The sequence below is a fragment of the Amycolatopsis sp. TNS106 genome, assembly GCF_019330265.1.
Taxonomy (GTDB): domain Bacteria; phylum Actinomycetota; class Actinomycetes; order Mycobacteriales; family Pseudonocardiaceae; genus Amycolatopsis; species Amycolatopsis lurida.
Window position 1 is genome coordinate 2,122,091 of sequence record NZ_CP024972.1, and the last position, 18,259, is coordinate 2,140,349.

18 protein-coding genes are annotated in these 18,259 nt (G+C 70.2%); 7 read left to right on the plus strand and 11 right to left on the minus strand.

Translation table 11 applies throughout. The features are described from left to right. Positions 1-85: 85 nt before the first annotated feature. The 3 genes from CVV72_RS09525 to CVV72_RS09535 are packed head-to-tail and all read right to left on the minus strand — an operon-like array spanning position 86 to position 2,739. Positions 86-910, minus strand: a complete 825-nt coding sequence (locus CVV72_RS09525; RefSeq protein WP_219152096.1) for a metallophosphoesterase — start codon at positions 908-910, stop codon at positions 86-88. Positions 911-925: 15 nt separating this feature from the next. After that, complete coding sequence (locus CVV72_RS09530) at positions 926-2,164, minus strand: MFS transporter (RefSeq protein WP_219152097.1); 1,239 nt, start codon at positions 2,162-2,164, stop codon at positions 926-928. Further along, a complete protein-coding gene (locus CVV72_RS09535) occupies positions 2,161-2,739 on the minus strand; it encodes a helix-turn-helix transcriptional regulator (protein ID WP_125794132.1) in 579 nt (192 codons plus the stop codon). Before CVV72_RS09535 ends, CVV72_RS09530 begins: the two co-directional genes overlap by 4 nt. A gap of 152 nt (positions 2,740-2,891) precedes the next feature. Here CVV72_RS09535 and CVV72_RS09540 point away from each other — a divergent pair, with 152 nt between their 5' ends. Together CVV72_RS09540 and CVV72_RS09545 are read left to right on the plus strand one after the other, a co-directional pair. Further along, positions 2,892-3,362 carry a MarR family winged helix-turn-helix transcriptional regulator gene (locus CVV72_RS09540; protein WP_219152098.1) on the plus strand — a complete coding sequence of 157 codons (471 nt, stop codon included), beginning with the start codon at positions 2,892-2,894 and terminating at the stop codon, positions 3,360-3,362. 147 nt (positions 3,363-3,509) lie between these two features. Beyond that, positions 3,510-5,117 carry an ABC-F family ATP-binding cassette domain-containing protein gene (locus tag CVV72_RS09545; RefSeq protein WP_219152099.1) on the plus strand — a complete coding sequence of 536 codons (1,608 nt, stop codon included), beginning with the start codon at positions 3,510-3,512 and terminating at the stop codon, positions 5,115-5,117. Positions 5,118-5,170: 53 nt separating this feature from the next. Here the strand turns inward: CVV72_RS09545 and mshC are convergent, their stop codons facing one another. From mshC to CVV72_RS09565, 4 genes are all read right to left on the minus strand, one after another. Then, positions 5,171-6,409: a cysteine--1-D-myo-inosityl 2-amino-2-deoxy-alpha-D-glucopyranoside ligase gene (mshC, locus tag CVV72_RS09550; RefSeq protein WP_219152100.1), complete on the minus strand. Its 1,239-nt coding sequence runs from the start codon at positions 6,407-6,409 to the stop codon at positions 5,171-5,173. Between the two features lie 74 nt (positions 6,410-6,483). After that, positions 6,484-7,248: a MerR family transcriptional regulator gene (locus tag CVV72_RS09555; RefSeq protein ID WP_219152101.1), complete on the minus strand. Its 765-nt coding sequence runs from the start codon at positions 7,246-7,248 to the stop codon at positions 6,484-6,486. 19 nt (positions 7,249-7,267) lie between these two features. Next, positions 7,268-9,223, minus strand: a complete 1,956-nt coding sequence (locus tag CVV72_RS09560; protein ID WP_219152102.1) for a VWA domain-containing protein — start codon at positions 9,221-9,223, stop codon at positions 7,268-7,270. After that, positions 9,220-10,617: an ATP-binding protein gene (locus tag CVV72_RS09565; RefSeq protein ID WP_219152103.1), complete on the minus strand. Its 1,398-nt coding sequence runs from the start codon at positions 10,615-10,617 to the stop codon at positions 9,220-9,222. The genes CVV72_RS09560 and CVV72_RS09565 overlap by 4 nt, the downstream gene beginning before the upstream one ends. Before the next feature lie 132 nt (positions 10,618-10,749). On the opposite strand from CVV72_RS09565, the gene CVV72_RS09570 reads away from it, so the two are divergent. Next, complete coding sequence (locus CVV72_RS09570; protein ID WP_219152104.1) at positions 10,750-11,547, plus strand: hypothetical protein; 798 nt, start codon at positions 10,750-10,752, stop codon at positions 11,545-11,547. A gap of 4 nt (positions 11,548-11,551) precedes the next feature. On the opposite strand, the gene CVV72_RS09575 is transcribed toward CVV72_RS09570, so the two are convergent. Together CVV72_RS09575 and CVV72_RS09580 are read right to left on the minus strand one after the other, a co-directional pair. Beyond that, positions 11,552-12,187 carry a VC0807 family protein gene (locus tag CVV72_RS09575; RefSeq protein WP_255632616.1) on the minus strand — a complete coding sequence of 212 codons (636 nt, stop codon included), beginning with the start codon at positions 12,185-12,187 and terminating at the stop codon, positions 11,552-11,554. Further along, entirely contained in the window at positions 12,169-13,053 is an 885-nt protein-coding gene (locus tag CVV72_RS09580) for an alpha/beta fold hydrolase (RefSeq protein WP_219152105.1), read from the minus strand. The genes CVV72_RS09575 and CVV72_RS09580 overlap by 19 nt, the downstream gene beginning before the upstream one ends. 87 nt (positions 13,054-13,140) lie before the next feature. Here CVV72_RS09580 and CVV72_RS09585 point away from each other — a divergent pair, with 87 nt between their 5' ends. Continuing rightward, the gene (locus CVV72_RS09585; protein ID WP_219152106.1) at positions 13,141-13,713 is read left to right on the plus strand and encodes a TetR/AcrR family transcriptional regulator; all 573 of its coding nucleotides are present in this window, start codon (positions 13,141-13,143) and stop codon (positions 13,711-13,713) included. A 287-nt stretch (positions 13,714-14,000) separates the two neighbouring features. On the opposite strand, the gene CVV72_RS09590 is transcribed toward CVV72_RS09585, so the two are convergent. Next, positions 14,001-15,047, minus strand: a complete 1,047-nt coding sequence (locus CVV72_RS09590) for a ferrochelatase (RefSeq protein ID WP_219153892.1) — start codon at positions 15,045-15,047, stop codon at positions 14,001-14,003. Between the two features lie 86 nt (positions 15,048-15,133). Here CVV72_RS09590 and CVV72_RS09595 point away from each other — a divergent pair, with 86 nt between their 5' ends. From CVV72_RS09595 to CVV72_RS09605, 3 genes are all read left to right on the plus strand, one after another. Beyond that, a complete protein-coding gene (locus CVV72_RS09595; protein WP_219152107.1) occupies positions 15,134-15,718 on the plus strand; it encodes a TetR/AcrR family transcriptional regulator in 585 nt (194 codons plus the stop codon). Between the two features lie 73 nt (positions 15,719-15,791). Continuing rightward, on the plus strand, positions 15,792-16,973 hold the full coding sequence (locus CVV72_RS09600) for a Cmx/CmrA family chloramphenicol efflux MFS transporter (protein ID WP_219152108.1): 1,182 nt from the start codon (positions 15,792-15,794) through the stop codon (positions 16,971-16,973). An 8-nt stretch (positions 16,974-16,981) separates the two neighbouring features. Further along, positions 16,982-17,386: a nuclear transport factor 2 family protein gene (locus tag CVV72_RS09605; RefSeq protein WP_219152109.1), complete on the plus strand. Its 405-nt coding sequence runs from the start codon at positions 16,982-16,984 to the stop codon at positions 17,384-17,386. A 66-nt stretch (positions 17,387-17,452) separates the two neighbouring features. On the opposite strand, the gene fabI is transcribed toward CVV72_RS09605, so the two are convergent. After that, positions 17,453-18,220, minus strand: a complete 768-nt coding sequence (fabI, locus tag CVV72_RS09610; RefSeq protein WP_034306560.1) for an enoyl-ACP reductase FabI — start codon at positions 18,218-18,220, stop codon at positions 17,453-17,455. Between the last annotated feature and the right edge of the window lie 39 nt (positions 18,221-18,259).

Consider the following 18,259-nt stretch of genomic DNA (forward strand, 5'->3'; position numbering starts at 1 on the left):
TCAAGGAGGCCTTCACGGACTCGGCAATCGCCACGCTCGCCCCAGTGGTAAGGGGCGACTGGAACTCTCTTCACCACACGACAAGTCAAAAGATGCGCCGCAGCGGGATCGGCCCCCGCGACCGCTTCCGCCACTCACGCGGATAGCCGAGCGAAACCTCCTCGAAGCGCACTCCGTCCGCCTCCGTGGAGCGCGGGATGTGCAGGTGCCCGTAGACGGCGACCTCCGCCCGGAAGCGCTGGTGCCAGTCCTCGGTTTCCGTCGTCCCGCACCACAGCGCGAACTCCGGGAAGTACAGCGGCTCGGTCGGGTGCCGGTGCAGCGGCCAGTGCGACATGAGGATCGTCCCGTGGTCCTCGGGGATCGCCTCCAGCCGTTCCGTGCTGATCTTCACCCGGTCGGCGCACCACGCCTGCCTGCTGGGATACGGGTCCGGGTGCAGGAAGAACTCGTCCGTGCACAGCACGCCGGCCTCACGCGCCTGCTCGATGGCCGCCAGCATCGGCAGGCCGTCGGCCGCGGGGGTGCGCCAGCTGTAGTCGTACAGCACGAACAGCGGGGCGATCGTCAGCGGCTTCTCCTGGTGTTCCCACACCGGATACGGGTCCTCCGGGGTGAGGACGTCGATCTCACGGCAGCGGTCGACCAGGTGCTCGTAGCGCGCCTGCCCCCGCAGCTGACATTCATCCTTCTGGGTGGTCCACAGCTCGTGGTTTCCGGGCACCCAGACGACCTTCGCGAAGCGTTCGCGCAAGGTCTTGAGCACCCCGATCACGGATTCGGCGCGTTCGGCGACGTCACCGGCCACGAGCAGCCAGTCGTCCGGGGTCCGGGGGACGACCTCGTCGACGAGCGGGGCGTTGCCCTCATGGGTCACGTGGAGGTCGCTGGTGGCGAAGAGATGCGGCACTCCACCACCGTAGCTTCACCCGGACCGGGGAACCGCCGGAATCGGGTCACGGCGTAACTTGCCCGACGCAGACACGCCCAGTACGACCAACGCCGAGACGGTGTGCAGACCCGCTTGGACGTTCAGCAGGACACCGGTGCCCAGCACGTCGAGCAGGCCGCCCGTCACCAGCGCGCCCAGCGCCGTGAACCCCGCCGTCCCGGCGAAGACGGTGCTCAGCACCCGGCCGGACCGCTCAGGGGACGCGGCGGTCTGGACCAGCGAGAGCAGACCGGAGCCTGCCAGTACCCCAGGGGCGCCGACCACGCCGAAGAGCCCGATGAAGACACCCAGCGACGCGGTCAACGCGGGCAGGTTCCAGATCAGCGCCGACAGCAGGCCGAGCGCCAGGCCGCCCCAGCCGAGCAGGGCGGCGGGCGCGACTTTGCGGGCGATGGTGACGACGGCGAATCCCGCGGCCAGCCCGCCGAGGGCCTGCACGCCGCGCAGCAGGCCGACGTCGCCTTCGGTGCCGTCGAGGATGTCGAGTACGAACACCACGAACAGCACCAGGAACATCCCCTGCGCCAGGGACGTCAGCACCACGACGACACCGGCGAGGCGAAGGCGCCCTTCGCGGCCGATCTCGCGAAGCCCGTCGATCCAGGCTCGCAGCACCGGCTCGTGCGGTCCGGCCGCTTTCGGCGCGGCGACGCGCCGAAACGGGCGCGCCAGCAGAGCCGAGCCGATCACCAGCACGCCGAGGTAGGCCACCACGACCCAGCCCAGGCCGCCGAATCCGAGCAGGAGACCACCCGCCCAGCCGCCGGCGAGGCGAGCGACGCTGCCGTTGATGCTCATCAGGCCGTTGGCGCCGATCAGCTCACCGGGGGCGACCAGCTCGGGCACGAGCGCGTTGCGGGCGGGTTCGAACAACGAGGCCAGACCGGCCTGCGCGGCCATCACCCCGTAGATCACGAACCCCGGGCCACCGGACGCGACGAACAGCAGCGGCAGCGCCACGAACGCCTGTCCCGCACACACCACGCACAGCACCAGCCGCCGGTTCCACCGATCCGCGATGACACCCGCGACCGGGCTCAGCAACACCGCGGGCACCAGGCCGAGGACGATGCTCAACGCCGTCGTGGCCGCCGAACCGGTGGTCTGGAAGACGAACACCGGCAACGCGATCTGCAGCATCCACTCGGCGGTCTCGGAGAAGAAGGCGGCGATCCAGAGCCGCGCGAACGCGGGTTCTCTCAGCGGTTTCATCTGCTCGGCTTCCCCTCGGCGTCGATGCGGAGGAACGCCCGAAGTCCCAAGTGGACCGGGAGGGCCTCCGCGGGAGCGTCTTCGCGGATCGCGCCGACATAGGGCCGCACGAGCGCGTCGATCCCCCGCACCAGCTCGTCCAGCTCCGCCGCGGTCACCCGCAGCGAGTAGTTGTTGATCCCCGACGCGTCCCGCCATTCCTTGTCGAGCCGGTCGGCGGCGTCGAGATAACGCTCGGTCAGCTCCTTTTCCCGCGCGAGGGTGGTGCCCACGACCGCCAGTTGCGCCCCGTGCAGCTCCGGGTCGTCGCCGAACTCGATGCCGACCTGGCACGCCCGCCACGGCCGCTCCCGCCCGTCCTCCCCTTCGACCCGCTCCACGAGACCGTGCTGCGCCAGCTGACGGAGATGCCAGCTGCAGTTCGACGCCGTCGAGCCGACGGCCGCCGCGCACTCGCTCGCGGTCCGCGGACCGACCGCCATGAGGTGATCCACCAGCGCCGAACGCAGCGGATGCGCCAGCGCCCGCATCAGCTCGACGTCTTCGATCCGCTTGCGCGGCGGCAACCCGGCCATCGCCCGATCCAATCTGAAAGAATTCTTTCGAAAGTTCTCTTTCAGATTTACAGACGACCCGCCGGATGTCAAGCAAGCCCCGGATATCCTTGCCGGAGCAGTTGCTGCACAAAGCAGCAACTGTGCAGCTCAACTACTGACCAAGGAAGCACATGCCTGACCAGCACGAACTCGCCACCGCGGCAGCCTTGGAGATCCCCCGGTTCGTCAGCGCGACCGTCCTGTTCCAGACGGCCATGGCGGAACGGCTCGGGATCAGCGCGACGGAACTGCACGGGCTTCAGCTGGTTATCAGCGGCGCCGCGACCTCGCCGACTGGGCTGGCGCGGGCACTCGGCATGACGACCGGCGCGGTGACCCGGATGCTCGACCGCATGGAGGAACGGCGCCTGGTCGAACGCGTCCCCGATCCCGCCGACCGGCGCCGTCTCGCGATCCGCCCGCTATCCGACCGGCTGGCCGAGGTCGCCGACCTCTACTCCCCCATGGCCCGCTTCTTCGGCGACCGCCTCGGCAGGCTCGACCGCCGGCAGCTGGCCGCGCTGCTCGGCGTCCTGACCGACGGGCGCGCGTTCGCTGAACGGGAGGCCACTCGCCTGCGATCCGAAAAGGGGGTTGACTAACGCTACATAGGTTGCGTTAGACTTCTCGCATCATGGACAACTGACATCGCACCTTCCCGCTCCGAGGCGGCTCCGGTCGAGCATCGCTCCCGTATGCCACGAGGCCCGGCGGGGATCCCTCATGTCCGAGAAGCACGGTGATGTCGTATGTCTCTTTCCCTGATCGCCAAGGACCTCGTCCACTCCTACGGTGCCCGCGTCGTCCTCGACGGCGTCAACCTGACCGCTTCGGCCGGACAGAGGCTCGGGCTGGTCGGCGAAAACGGCGTCGGCAAGTCCACGCTCCTGCGCTTGCTGGCCGGCGTCGAAGAGCCGCAGAGCGGTGAGGTGCTGCGAGGCGACGACCTCGGATTCCTCTTGCAGGAGCTGCCTTTCCCGCTTACCGCGCGGTTCTCCGACGTCATCGACGACGCGCTCGCCGAGATCCGGCGGGCGTCGGCGAGACTCGACGAACTGACCGCGGCGCTCACCGATCGCCCGGACGACGCCGCCGTGCTCGACGAGTACGGCACCGTCCTCGAATGGGCCCAGGCCCACGACCTGTGGGACGCCGACCGGCGGGCCGAGGTCGTCTGCGCGGGCCTCGGACTCGCCGGGATCGACCCGGCGCGCGAACTGGGCACGCTGTCCGGCGGGCAGCGGTCGAGACTCGGGCTCGCGGCGCTGCTGATCCGGCGGCCGGGCACACTCGTCCTGGACGAGCCGACGAACCATCTCGACGACGCGGCGATGGAGTTCCTGGAACAGCATCTCGCCTCGCTGACCGGTGTCCTCGTGCTGTCGTCGCACGATCGCGTGTTCCTCGACGCGGTGTGCACCGACATCGTCGACCTCGACCCGGCACTGGGTGGCCCGACCCGGTACGGCGGCACGTATTCCGACTACCTGGACCAGAAACGGGCCGAACGGGCGCGCTGGGAGCAGCGCTACGCCGAGGAACAGGACGAGCTCAAGGAACTGCGCGAATCGGTGGCCGTCACCGCGCGCAACGTCGCCCACAACCGCCCGCAGCGCGACAACGCCAAGATGCTCTACGACTTCAAAACCGGGAGGGTGCAGAAACAGATCTCACGCCGGGTCCGCAACGCCCAGCTGCGGCTGGCCGAGCTGGAACGCGACCAGGTGCGCAAACCGCCCGCGCCGCTGCGCTTCCAAGGCGAGCTGACCGGCGAGCCCGGAGAGGACAAGACGGCGATCTCCGTGCGGGACATCGAGATCGCCGGACGGCTACGGCTGGCGACCTTGGACGTCACCACGACGTCGAGGCTCCTGATCACCGGCGGGAACGGCGCCGGGAAGTCGACACTGCTGTCCGTCCTGGCCGGCTCGCTGACGCCCGACTCCGGCACCGTCCTTTCCGGACGCGGCGTGCGGATCGGCCTGCTGGCCCAGGACGTCGCGTTCGCCGAGCCGGAGAAGACCGCGCAGCGGACCTATGCCGAAGCCCTCGGCGAGGGGGCTCCCCCGTTGCGCGGCCTGGGATTGCTGGCCCCGCGCGATCTCGGGACGAGGGTGGGCGCGTTGTCGGTCGGGCAGCGGCGTCGGCTCGCGCTGGCGTTGCTGATCGCCGACCCGCCGGAAGTGCTCCTGCTGGACGAGCCGACGAACCACATCTCGCTCACCTTGGCCGAGGAGTTGTTCACCGCGCTCGATTCCGCGCCGGGTGCCGTCGTCATCGCCTCGCATGATCGGTGGCTGCGGCGTGATTGGGCGGGTGACCACCTCCGGCTGGAAGCCGGACGCGTCGCCGTGTAGGGCGTTATACACAGTGGCCGGGGCGGGGACTTCCCCGCCCCGGCCACTGTTCGTCAGAGCTCGATGCCGAGCAGCGCGTCGACGGCGTTCCGGATCAGGCGGGGTGCGGCCGGGTCGGTGCCGGAGCGGTTCAGCGCCTGCTCGGCCCAGGCGTCGACGGCCGCGAGCGCCTTGGGCGTGTCGAGGTCGTCGGTGAGGTGGTCACGCAAACGCGCGACCGTGTCCTCCGCCGCCGGGCCGTCGCCGAGGGAGACGGCTTCGCGCCAGCGCGCGAGGCGTGCTTCGGCGTCCGCTTGCAGCTGCGCGGTCCACGGACGATCCTCGCGGTAGTGGCCGGCGAACAGCGCGAGCCGGATCACGCCCGGGTCGACCTTGTCGGCACGCAGCCGCGACACGAACACCAGGTTCCCGCGCGACTTCGACATCTTCTCGCCGTCGAGGCCGATCATCCCGGCATGCACGTAGTGTCGCGCGAACGGCCTGTCCCCCGCGACCGCCTCGGCGTGCGCGGCGCTGTACTCGTGGTGGGGGAAGATCAGGTCGGAACCGCCGCCCTGGACGTCGAAGCCGAGGCCGAGCCGGTTGACCGCGATCGCGCTGCACTCGATGTGCCAGCCCGGCCGCCCCGCGCCCAGTTCGGACTCCCACGACGGCTCACCCGGCCGCGCCATCCGCCACAGCAAGGCGTCGAGCGGGTGACGTTTGCCGGGACGGTCCGGGTCGCCGCCGCGTTCGGCGAAGAACTTCGCCATGGTCTCGGCGTCGTAGTTCGACTCCGAACCGAAGTGCCCGGTCGCGTTGTGCTCGAAGTAGATGTCCGGGTACTCCGCGTCGTCCGCGCGGTAGGCGCTGCCGTTCGCCACCAGCTTGGCGATGACCTCGACGATCTCCGGGATGCTCTCGACCGCACCGACGAACTGGCGCGGCGGAAGCACCCGCAACGCGGTCATGTCCTCGCGGAACAGCGCGGTCTCGCGCATGCCGAGGACGACCCAGTCGTCCTTGTCCCGCTCGGCGCGCTCCAACAGGGGCTCGTCGATGTCCGTCACGTTCTGCACGTAGTGGACGTCGTGCCCGGCGTCCCGCCACAAGCGGTTCACCAGGTCGAATGTCAGATACGTGGCGGCGTGCCCCAGATGGGTGGCGTCGTACGGCGTGATGCCGCAGACGTACATCCGGGCGGTCGACCCGGGCGCCGTGGGGCGGATCTGCCCCGTCGCCGTGTCGTGGAGCCGCAGCGGACGGGGGGTGCCGGGGATACGGGGCACGTCGACCGATGACCAAGTCTGCATACCTCGACTGTAAGCGGAGCCGCCACGCCGTTCCCGTCCGGTGGGAGCCGGACACGGCCGGAGTAACCGTTTCGCTATCCCGTGACCCGTTCGGCGTTGGCGTGGACGGCGTCGCGGATGTACTCGCCGAGGCCCGGCCGCTGGTCCGGCTCACGCACCAGGAAGCCGAGCTGGACCGGTTCGGTCGCGTACAGCCTGGCGAGCTCCCGGTGTGTCGCGAGGTCGCAGTCCCCCATGAACGCCGCGAGCATCCGGCGATGTTCCTCGGCGAGGTCCATCGCCTCACGGCCGCCGGCGGGCGCGCCGGAGTCGAAGAGGGCGAGAAGCCGCCGGACCCAGTCCTCCCGGAGCTTCTCCGCCTCGATCCATTCCTGCTTGGACCGCGGGACGGCCGCCGCCCGCCAGTGCGGGGTGTCACCCCACCGGCGGACGGCCTCCTCCGCGTAGCCCTCCGGCTCACGGAACTCGCCGAAGACCTCGAACCGCTCCTCCGCGGTCAGCGCGGCACCGGCCTCCTTCGCCGCGATCACCCGTTCGACGGTTTCGGCCATCCGCGTCAGCTCGCCGATCCGGTCGGCGAGCAGCGCCCGCTGACGCCGAAGGTGCTCCATCGCGTCGACCGCCGGGTCGTCGATCACCTTCGCGATCGTGTCGAGGCCGAACCCGAGTTCGCGGTAGAACAGGACGCGCTGCAGGCGGTCGAGGTCGTCGTCGCTGTAGCTCCGGTACCCCGCCGCCGTCCGCCCGCTCGGGCTCAACAAGCCGATCTCGTCGTAGTGATGCAGCGTGCGCACGGTGACGCCCGACAGCGCCGCGACCTTTCCGACCGAGTACCCCATCGGGCCAGCGTAAGGGAGTTCAGCGCTTCCGGGTCCGCAGGTAGTCGCCGACCACGGCGGCGCCGAGCCCGTCCAGCTCCGGAGCGACCACACGGCCGCCCGAGCGGCGCGCGATGAGGTCGACGAACTCCGTCAGGCGCGGGTCGTCCCCGAGCCGGAACACGGTCACCGACGCGCCCAGCTTCGCCATCCTGTCCACTTCGGACAGGGTTTTGAGCAGGGTCCTCGGCTGGGGCGGATAGTCGAACTCGGCCGTGCCGTCGGGTTCCAGATGCGCCGTGGGTTCGCCGTCGGTGACCATCAGGACAACCGGCTGCGCGTCCGGGTGCCGCCGCAGATGGCGTCCGGCCAGGAGCAGCGCGTGGTGGGCGTTGGTGCCCTGTTCCCAGGTTCCCTCCATGCCCACCAGCTCGGCCAGTTCGACCGACGTCGCGTAGCGGCCGAAGGTGATCAGCTGGAGCGCGTCGTTGCGGAACCGGGTGCTGATCAGCTGGTGCAACGCGAGCGCCGTCCGCTTCATCGGCAGCCAGCGGCCCTCCTGCACCATCGACCACGACGTGTCCACGAGCAGCGCCACCGCCGCGCGCGACCGATGTTCGGTCTCGATCACCTCGACGTCGGAGACGTCCAGCCGGACCGACCGCTCGCCCACCGAGACCGAGCGCAGAACCGAGTTGCGGACCGTCCTGGAGACGTCCCACGGCTGCATGTCCCCGAACCGCCACGGCCTGGTGGCGCCGGTCGGCTCGCCCGCGGCTCCGGCGGACTCCGTCTCCCGTTGGCCGGTCTTGCCGCGCAACGCGTTCACGACGTCGGCGAGCGCCGTCTCCCCCAGCCGCCGCAACGCCTTGGGCGACAACCGGAGCGTGCCATCGGGAGCACGTTCGAAGAGACCCTGGCGCCGGAGTTCGCGTTCCAGTTCGGACAACCGCCGCGCGTCCACACCGGCGTCCGGGCCGAGCTGTCGCTCGAGCGCGTCGACGTCGATGTCCTCCAGCCTCGCGCCGGGATAGGACTGGCCGAGCTGTTCGGCCAGCGCGTCCAGTTCGGCGAGATCGGACATCGCCCGGGCGCCTTCGCCGAGGCCCAGCGGATCGTTGCCTCGGAACCGTTCCGACGATGTCCAGTCCTCGCCTGGCCGCAGCGCTCGCAACTGCGCGTCCAAAGTGGACAGCTGCTGCGCGAGCCTCGGATCGCCGAACGCCTGCTGCGAAAGTTCGGCCAGCTCGGCCCGCTGTTCCGGCGTCATCGAGTTGAGCATCCGCTGCGCGGCCGCGGCGCGAGCGGCGAGAACGTCGATCAACTCCTCGACGTTCTTCGGATTCTCCGGGAAGAACTCGCCGTGCTCACGCATGAACTCCGCGAACCGCTCCGGGACGTCCTCGCGGCCTTGCGCGTGCGCGGCCAGGAGCTCGTTGAGGTCGGCGAGCATCCTGTTCGCCGACTCGGCCTGTTCCGGCCCGGCGTTCCGCAGCGCCTCCTTCATCCCCTCGAAACGGGAATCCAGCAGCTCACGGCCGAGCAGATCACGGATCTTCTCGTAGTTCTCCCGGCCTTCCCGCGAACGCCAGTCGTACTCGGCGAGCTCGCGCACGGCCGCCGCCGTCCCCGGCGGCAACGCGTCCAATCGTGCCTCACGGAAGCGGGCGTCGTCGTCTGGATCGGGGAACAGCTCGCGCCGTTCCGCCTCCAGCGCCTGGTCGAGCAGCCGCTGGACCTCCTGGAGTGTGCCGTCGAGCCGGTGCCGCCGCTGGATCTCCGACCGGCGCTGCCAGAGCCGCCTGGTCAATTCGTCGAGCCCGGCGGTGCGCGGGGTGCCGCGCCGCAGCAGTTCTTCCAGCGCGGACCGGGGCGAGGCACCCGCCATGACGTCGCGGCCGATCTCGTCGAGCGCGTCCCGCAGGTCCGCCGGCGGCGCCAGCGGATCCGGGCCGTTGTCCCAGGGCCCGTACGAATAACCTTCCGGCAGTGTCATCGGCCGTAGACGGTCGTCGAGTCGTCGGAGTCCTTGGCGAGTTTCCTCGACAGGAACAGGGATTCCAGCGCCAGTTCGACCGCGGCGGCGATCCGCCCCGCCGGTTCGTCCGGGCCGACGCCGGCGCGCGCGGCGACGTCGTGCAGCACGGGCAATTCGGGCAATGCGGCGAGGACGTCCTTGCCGGGTACGCGTTCTCCCGTGGACACCAGATGCCCGGATTCGACGGCGTCGGCCAGTGGCAGCAGGTCCAGTCCGGCGAACCGCGAGCGGGCCGTCTCCGCGACCGCCCGGCGCAGCAGGTGCACGAGATGCTCGGTCTCGCGTCCCTCCTCCCCCGGCTCGAATTCGAGCTTGCCGCGCAGGACGCCGGGGACCGCGTCGAGGTCGACCGGACGCGCCACGGCGGGTTCCTCACCCGTCAGCGCGGACCGGCGCAGTGCCGCCGCACCGACCGTTTCCGCCGCGGCGACGGCGAACCGGGCCGAGACGCCCGACCGCTGGTCGATCACCGGTGATTCGCGCAGGTTCCGCACGAACCGGGCCAGCACCTCCAGCAGCGGCTCGCCGACCTCGGCGACCAGGTGCGCCTCCTGCCGGACGACGGCGATCTCCGACTCGACGTCGAGCGGGTAGTGCGTGCGGATCTCGGCGCCGAACCGGTCCTTGAGCGGGGTGATGATGCGGCCGCGGTTGGTGTAGTCCTCCGGGTTGGCCGTCGCCACCAGCAGTACGTCCAGCGGCAGGCGCAGCGTGTAGCCGCGCACCTGGATGTCGCGCTCCTCCATCACGTTCAGCAGCGCGACCTGGATGCGCTCGGCGAGGTCCGGCAGTTCGTTGATCGCCACGATGCCGCGGTGGGCGCGCGGGACGAGTCCGAAGTGGATGGTCTCGGGATCGCCGAGGCTGCGGCCTTCCGCGACCTTCACCGGATCGACGTCGCCGATCAGGTCGCCGACCGAAGTGTCCGGTGTGGCCAGTTTTTCCGTGTACCGCTCGTCGCGGTGACGCCAGGTCACCGGCAGCGCGTCGCCGAGTTCGGCGGCGCGGCGGCGCGATTCCGGGGTGATCGGGTCGAGCGGATGCTCGGCCAGCTCGGCGCCCTCGATGACGGGCGTCCACTCGTCGAGAAGCCCCGCCAGGGTGCGCAGCAGCCGGGTCTTGCCCTGGCCCCGTTCGCCGAGGAGGACGACGTCGTGCCCGGCCAGCAGCGCGCGTTCGAGTTGCGGCAGCACGGTACGCGAGAACCCGACGATCCCCGGCCATGCGTCTTGCCCGGCGCGGAGCTTGGCGAGCAGGTTGTCGTGCAGTTCTCGGCTGATCGACCGCGGCAGGTGGCCCGCCGCGCGAAGGTCCCCGGCGGTCCGGGGCAGGTTTGCGGGAACATCGTTCACCCGTTCGACGCTACGTCGCGAACGTGGCCGCTGTCGACGTGAAGCAACTCCAGCTCCGGCGATCGCGAACGGCAAGCCGGGGTTAACCCTCCCATAGCCGGGTTTCGCCGGAACACGACTAAAATCAATCCGGTGTGCCGTCCTAGTGCGACCCTCGCGGTCTGGTCTTCGGCGTGGCTGAACGGAGCCGCCGCCTCCGACGACGTCCTTGACGCCCTGCAGGTCTGGGGCGAAGCCCATGACTTCGTCGCCGCGGACGCGGCGGCCGCCGAAGCGTTCGACCTGCCGCTCGCGTTCAACCGGGCCGCGACCCCGGTCCAGCTGCTGCTCGCCCTGCGCGCGCAGGGTGCCAAGAGCATGCAGCTGCTGCTTCCGGTACCCGGCGACGTGCGTGGCCTGGGTGGCGGCGGGCCGTTCACCGAGGCCGCGCTGCGCACCGGCGAGGCCGTCCTGCTGCCGGACCTCGGCTACGGAGTGGTCCCCGAGGCGATCGCCGAAGGCCTCATGCGGTGGACGGTGTACTCGGTGCCCATGCCGGGCGTCCTCGAGTACCGCCCGCTGGGCGAGGCCGAGCACGGCCTGACCGACGCGATCCGTGCGAGCGCGGGCGCGTTGCAGGCGCTGGACGTCGCCAGCGAGCGGCCGGGGGTGCGGGCGGAACTCTCGGCGCGGCTGCGGGCCGCCACCGACGCGCCGTGGCCCGCCGGGATGCCCAGCCGGGCGCTGCGGGTGCTCCAGCGTTCCCAGGAGATCGCGGCGATCCTCGCCATCGCCGAATCCGACGATCCGGGCGGCGCGCTCTCTTCGTCGGCGGCGCTTCGCCGGGCGGAGGCGCTGCGGCCGCTGACGGAAGCGGTCCGCAACGCCCGGTACGCGGCGATCAACGAAGCGGTGCGAGTGTTCGCCGAACAGGCGGACAGGCACCCGTAGGTCGTTACGTGGCCACCGTGTGCTTTTTCAGGACTTTCTCGGCATAGCGGACGGACCACAGCGAAAGTCCGCCGATTACGGCGAGGAGCAGCACCACGCTGAGCGCGTTCATCACGTCGGCCGACAGGGTGTAGACCAGCGGCACCCGGATGGCGGCCTCCAGCAGCAGCGCCACGCCCCAGACCGCCGACATCCGGGTGAACGCCCGCCGGAAACCGGGGACCTCGTCGCTCAGCCGGTCGATCTCCGCGCGTTTGGCCGCGTTGGAGCCGGCCCGAACGGCGACGAGCACCATGGGCGTACGGCTGAAGCAGCTGAGCAGCAAGACGATTGCGGCGGTCGCGGTGGCGAAGGATTCCTTAAGCAACAGGAATTTCGCGTCCCCGGTGACCAGCGAAAGCACCAGCCCGACCCCGAGCACACCGGCCAGCAACGCGGCAAAGCCGTCAAAGGCCCGGTCCCGGACGGCGACCCACGCGATCCGGGCCGCCGCCACCCCCGCGCCGGCCAGCAGCGACACCTGCTCACTCTGTCCGGCGAGCCGGAGCCCGTAGTAGGCGGCCAGCGGGAGCGCGACGTCCCAGAGCAGCAAGGACAGCGTCGGGTTCTTGGCGCGCGCGGTCACGAGCGCGGCTCGCACTCGGACAGGAATTTCAGGACGCGCGCGTTGACCTCGGCAGCGGATTCGCCGGCGATCGCGTGGGTCGCCGACGGCCACAGTTCGACCTGACCTCGCGACAGGAACTCTCGGGCGCGGGCCGCCGCGCGTTCCGGGTGGTGGATCACGCTGCGCCCGGCGATGAGGGCCAGCACAGGCATCCGCAGGGAGCGCAGCTGCTCGTCGGTGAACAACCTGGGTGACGGCAGGGCGATGCGGTAGGTCCGCATCCCCTCGTCGATCACCCGCGCGACCGGATCCGTGGCGTCGACTTCGGCGCCGCCGGAGATCCAGCCGAGGAACGACGGCCGGGCCCATCGGTTGATCCCGGGGATCGCGGCGAGCGTCGCGCGGACGACCAGTCCCGCGGTCAGCCCGCCGAACGTCAGCACGGGGTCGATCACGGTGAGCGATTTCAGCCGTTCCGGTGCCCGCACCGCGAGGTTGGTCGCGAGCCAGCCGCCGAACGAGTACCCGACCAGGTGCACGGACGGCAGGTCGAGCTCCGCGAGCAGCGTGCTCAGCCACGCGGCCTGGTCCGCGCCGTCGCGGATCGGGGCGGTCTGTTCGCTGCGGCCCGCTTCCCCGATGAGGTCCACCGCGAACACCTCGCCGTGCCCGAGCAGCGCGGTCAGGTTGGGTTCCCACATCACCGCGGTCCCCGCGCGGCCGGGCAGCAGCACGATCGGCGTCGCACCCGGCTGCCCGAACCGGTACACGCGCGCCACCCCGAACGCCGTCCGGACGTCGTGGATCCCGGTCGGTGCGGGCAAAGCCGCCATACCTCGTTCGTAGACGGCCTCGTACTCGGCGCGCGCCTCCGGCGAGGCGAATCCGCCCACCTTCATTCTCACCCCTCCTTTTTACGGTACGATCGGATTGTAAACAGCTGGTGAGAGGTTTGCAATCCGATCGGACTGCAAAAAGGAGTATGGGTGCCCAAACGAGTCGATCACGAGGACCGGCGGCGGCAGATCGCCGCGGCCGTTCGGCGTATCGCGGCCGACCGAGGCCTCGAAGGGGTCAGCCTGAACGAGGTCGCGGCCGAAGCAGGCATCTCGAAGGGGTCCGTCCAGCACTACTTCGCGTCGAGGGACGAGATGCTGCGGTACGCGACGACCACCCTGCGAGGCGGCATCGAAGAGCGCATCGCCTCTCCGTCGGAGCCGCGCGTCCGGGATCTGCTCGTCGCCCTGCTGCCTCTGGACGAGGCGGGCCGGGACCACGCGCTCGTCGCGAACGCCTTCGTGGTGCGAGCGCTCAAGGATCCGGAGATCGCCGGACACTTCCGGACCGGGCACGGTCAGCTCCGCGACGCGGTGGCGGCTCTGCTCATCGCCGGCCAGGACGCCGGCGACCTCCTGCTCACCACCGACCCGGCCACCGAGGCCGACCTCCTGCTCGCCCTGGTGGCAGGCCTCGGCGACGCGGTACTGCTCGGCTACAAGTCCGGCGACGAGGCCATCGCCCTCGTCGATCTCCACCTGTCGAGGATCGCCGCACGATGACGTTCGGCCTCGTGAGTGGTAGGGACGGTTAGAACCAAGGGGTCTTAGATACCTACTGGACGTGCCCGTTGGTCGAAGGTCCGTGAAGGCCTCCGTGTCTACCCTCAAGTAGGAAGGAGGCCTTCACGGACTACACGATCGCCATCCTAAGCCCCGGCAACACCACCTGTCCCAGCAGTCACAGCGGTGGCGCCTGAAGGCCCCCTTCCCTCGACTCAGCCGAGTGAAGGGGGCCTTCACGTACTGCCGGAGGAAGGGCAGCGGTGGCGTGGTGGAGCGTGTCTCGGTTACGGGCGCGCGGGCCTCTTCGCGGGCTCGCAGCATCCGATCGCGCAAGGCGCCCCGTTGACCGTGCACCCAGCCGACGGAAACGGCGACAGCTTCCGCGCCGGCAGTCCTTCGATGTGCTCCCGGATCAGCTCCACGACGAGTTCGGCGAAGCGCGGGTCGGTGCCCGGCGTCGCGGCCCGCGCGAAGCCCATGCCGTGCTCGGCGGCCCGCTCCGCGGCCTCGTTGTCGAGATCCCAGATCACCTCGAGGTGATCGGAGACGAAGCCGACCGGGCAGACGACCACCGAGGTGACGCCTTCCGCGTGCAGCGCGTCGATGTGGTCGACGATGTCCGGCTCCAGCCACGGCACCTGCGGCGGGCCGGAGCGCGACTGCCAGACGACGTCGTAGGTCTCGATCCCCGCTTCGGCCGCGACGAGGCGCGCGGCCTCGGCGATCTGGCGCGAGTAGCGCCGTCCGCCTTCCGACGGCGGGCCGGACGCGGTGTCGGCGGACTCGGGCACGGAGTGGGCGCAGAACACCGTGCGGGTTCCGGGCCGATTCCCCAGCTTCGCGTGCGCGGCACGGACGGCGTCGGCGAAGGCGGCGATGAACAGCGGGTGGTCGAAGAACTGCCGCAGCTTCACCAGTTCCGGCGCACCCTCGCCGACCGCCGCGCGGGCGCGCTCGATGTCCTCGTCGTACTGGCGACAGGCGGAATAGCCGCCGTAGGCGCTCGTCGGGAAGACCAGGACGCGCCGGGCGCCCGCCTCGGTGATCTCGGCGAGGGTGTCCTCGACCATCGGCCGCCAGTTACGGTTGCCGAAGTGGACGGGCAGGTCGATCCCGGCGGCCGCGAGCTGCTTCTCCACCGCGGAGATCGCGTCCCGGTTGAGCCGGTTGATCGGCGAGACCCCGCCGAAGTGCTGGTAGTGCTCCGAGACCTCGAGCAGTCGTTCCCTGGGGACCCCCCGGCCCCGCGTGACGTTCTCCAGGAACGGCATCACCTCGTCGGGCCCCTCGGGACCACCGAATGAAAGCCAAAGCAGCGCGTCGTAACCCACCCTGCCCATCTTGCCGCTGTGGCGCCCCGCACGCTGACCCGGCCCGTTTTGAACCGAACGATCCAAAATCTGGTACGGTCATGTCCATGGCCAGGCCGAGGGAATTCGACGAGCGCGCCGCGGTCAGGCGCGCCATGGACGCGTTCTGGGCACGCGGCTACGAGGGCACGTCGACACAGGCCCTCTGCGAAGCCACCGGCTTGGGCCGCAGCAGCATCTACAACACCTTCACCAGCAAGCACGCGCTGTTCATGCGCGCGCTCGACCACTACGCCGAACGCGGAATCACGGCCAGGACCGCCTTGCTGGAGGAATCCGGGACCGGCGCCGAGCGGTTCCGCGCCCTGTTCGCGTACACGATCGACGAGGAAGTCGAGCATCACGGCCGGGGCTGCCTCGTGGTCAACACGGTGGCCGAGTTCGGCGATCGCGACCCCGAGGTCAAGGCGCGGATCGAGGCCGACACCCGGCGTCATCTCGCCCTTCTTTCGGCCTGCGCCAAGGAAGGACAGCTCGACGGGACGATCGACGGCGATCTCGACCCCGGCGCGCTCGCCGAGTTCGCGCACAGCACCGTCGCCGGCCTCCGGCTGATGTCCCGCAGAGGGGCCGGCCGGGCGGCCATGGAATCCGTCGCCGCCATCGCGCTGGACGCGATCGCCGCGAAGTAGCACCTGGAACGAACCTCGTGCGCGACGCTGCCCACATTTTGGACTGATCAATACAAAACTGGAGGAACTTCCCGTGCCTTTGGCAGTCTGCGTACTCGGACTGAGCGTGTTCGCGCTCGGCACGTCCGAGTTCATGATCACCGGCCTGCTGCCGGGGATGGCGGCCGATCTGAACGTCGGCATCCCGGAGGCCGGGCTGCTCATCTCGGCCTTCGCGATCGGCATGGTCGTCGGCGCTCCCCTGCTCGCGATCGCGACGCTGAGGGTGCCGAGGCGCGCCACCCTGATGGCCCTGCTCGTCGTCTTCGGGCTCTCGCACGTCGTCGGCGCACTGGGCTCGGGGTACGCCCTGCTCTTCGCGACGCGCGTCGTCAGCGCGGTCGCCTGCGCCGGGTTCTGGGCGGTCGCGGCGGCCACCGCGGTCGCGCTCGTCCCGGTCGAACGCCGCGGCCGCGCACTCGCCATCCTGGTCGGCGGCCTCACCGTCGCGAACATCGCCGGGGTCCCCGCCGGGACCTTCCTCGGCCAGCACGCGGGCTGGCGGGCGGCCTTCTGGGCGGTCACGGCACTGACCGTCGTCGCGCTGATCGGGGTCTTCGCCCTGGTCCCGGAGACGCAGAACGGCGCGGACAAGACCGACGTCGCGACCGAACTGCGGCTCTACCGAGGCGGCCGGTTCTGGCTGGCACTCGGCGTGATCGCGCTCGCGCAGGCGATGATCTTCGCGACCTTCAGCTACCTAGCGCCCTTGCTGACCGAAGTCGCCGGGTTGCCGGAAAGCTGGGTGCCGGGAGTCCTGTCGCTGTTCGGGCTCGGCGCGCTGATCGGCATCACCGCGGGCGGCAGGCTCGCCGACGCGAGGCCTTTCACGACTCTCTACGGCGGCCTCGCCGTCGCCCTGCTCGCCTTGGTCCTGCTCGCGCTCTCCGGCCCGGCGACCCCGGTCGCGATCCTCGCCGTGTTCCTGTTCGGCGTCGCCGGATTCGGGGTCAATCCCGCTTTGAACGTCCGGGCCTTCGCCGTGGCGGGCAACGCGCCCACGCTCGTCGGCGCGAGCACGACCGCCGCGTTCAACGTCGGCAACACCCTCGGCCCGTGGCTCGGCGGCGAGTCGATCGACGCCGGTCTCGGCTACCCCAGCGTCGCGTGGGTGAGCGCCGGGCTCGGGGTCGCCACCGTCGTCGCACTCACCTTCGCCGCCGGTGTCCAGCGCACCGACGACACCCGCCTCCTCCGCGAACCCGTTACCCAGTAAGGAGAATCATGTACGAACGAACCCGATCCACGCTTGACGAGTTCTTCCGCCGAATGTCCACAGGGGACACCGACGGAGCCACGGAACTGTTCGCCGACAGCGTCGCGTGGGACATCCCCGGAGCGACCGAACTGGTCCCGTGGATCGGCCCGCGCCGGAACCGGGCGGAGATCCGCGAGTTCTACGACCTGCTCGACAAGGGCCTCGTCAAGGACCGGTTCGACGTCGAACGCGTTCTCGTCGACGGGCCGCACGCGGTCGCGATCGGCCGGCTCCGCTCCACGATCCGCAGCACCGGCAAGGTGATCCAGACGGCCTTCACGATCGAGTTCGAAGTGGACGACGACGGCCTGATCACCAAGTACCTGATGCTCGAGGACTCGTGGCACGTCGCCAACGCCGTCCTGCCCTGATACGCGTGAAGGCCCCCTTCCCTCGGCTGAGCCGAGGGAAGGGGGCCTTCACGCGCGTCGAGAGACCTAGATGCCGAGGGCGTGCACTCCGCCGTCGACCATGATCATCGAGCCGGTCGTGGCGGGCAGCCAGTCCGACAGCACGGCGCAGACGGACTTCGCCGTCGGGTCCGGATCGGAGCTGTCCCAGCCGAGCGGCGCGCGGTCGCCCCAGCCCTCTTCCAGCTCGGAGAAACCGGGGATCGACTTCGCCGCCATGGTCTTCATCGGACCGGCGCTGACCAAGTTGACCCGGATGCCCTTCGGGCCGAGGTCGCGCGCCAGGTACCGGTTCACCGATTCCAGCGCGGCCTTAGCGACGCCCATCCAGTTGTAGACGGGCCACGCGACGCGGGCGTCGAAGTCCATGCCGACGATCGACGAACCGCGCGAGAGCAGCGGCAGCGTCGCCACGGCAAGCGCCTTGAAGGAGTACGCCGAGACGTCGACGGCCACCTTCACGTCCTCGCTCGGCGCGTCCAGGAACGGCGCGCCGAGGCAGGACTGCGGGGCGAACCCGATCGAGTGCAGCACGCCGTCGAGCCCGTCGACGTGCTCACGCACGCGGTCGGCGAGCGAGTCGAGGTGCTCCTGGTTGGTGACGTCCAGCTCCAGCACCGGCGCCTCCTCGGGGAGCCGCTTGGCGATGCGCTCGACGAGCGACAGCCTGCCGAAGCCGGTGAGCACGACCTTCGCGCCCTCCTGCTGCGCGATCTTGGCCGCGTGGAACGCGAGCGAGGCGTCGGTGATGACGCCGGTGATCAGCAGGCGCTTGCCTTCGAGCAGTCCTGGCACGGGACCTCCAGTCCGGAGTGGTTTGCGATCGGTACGGGA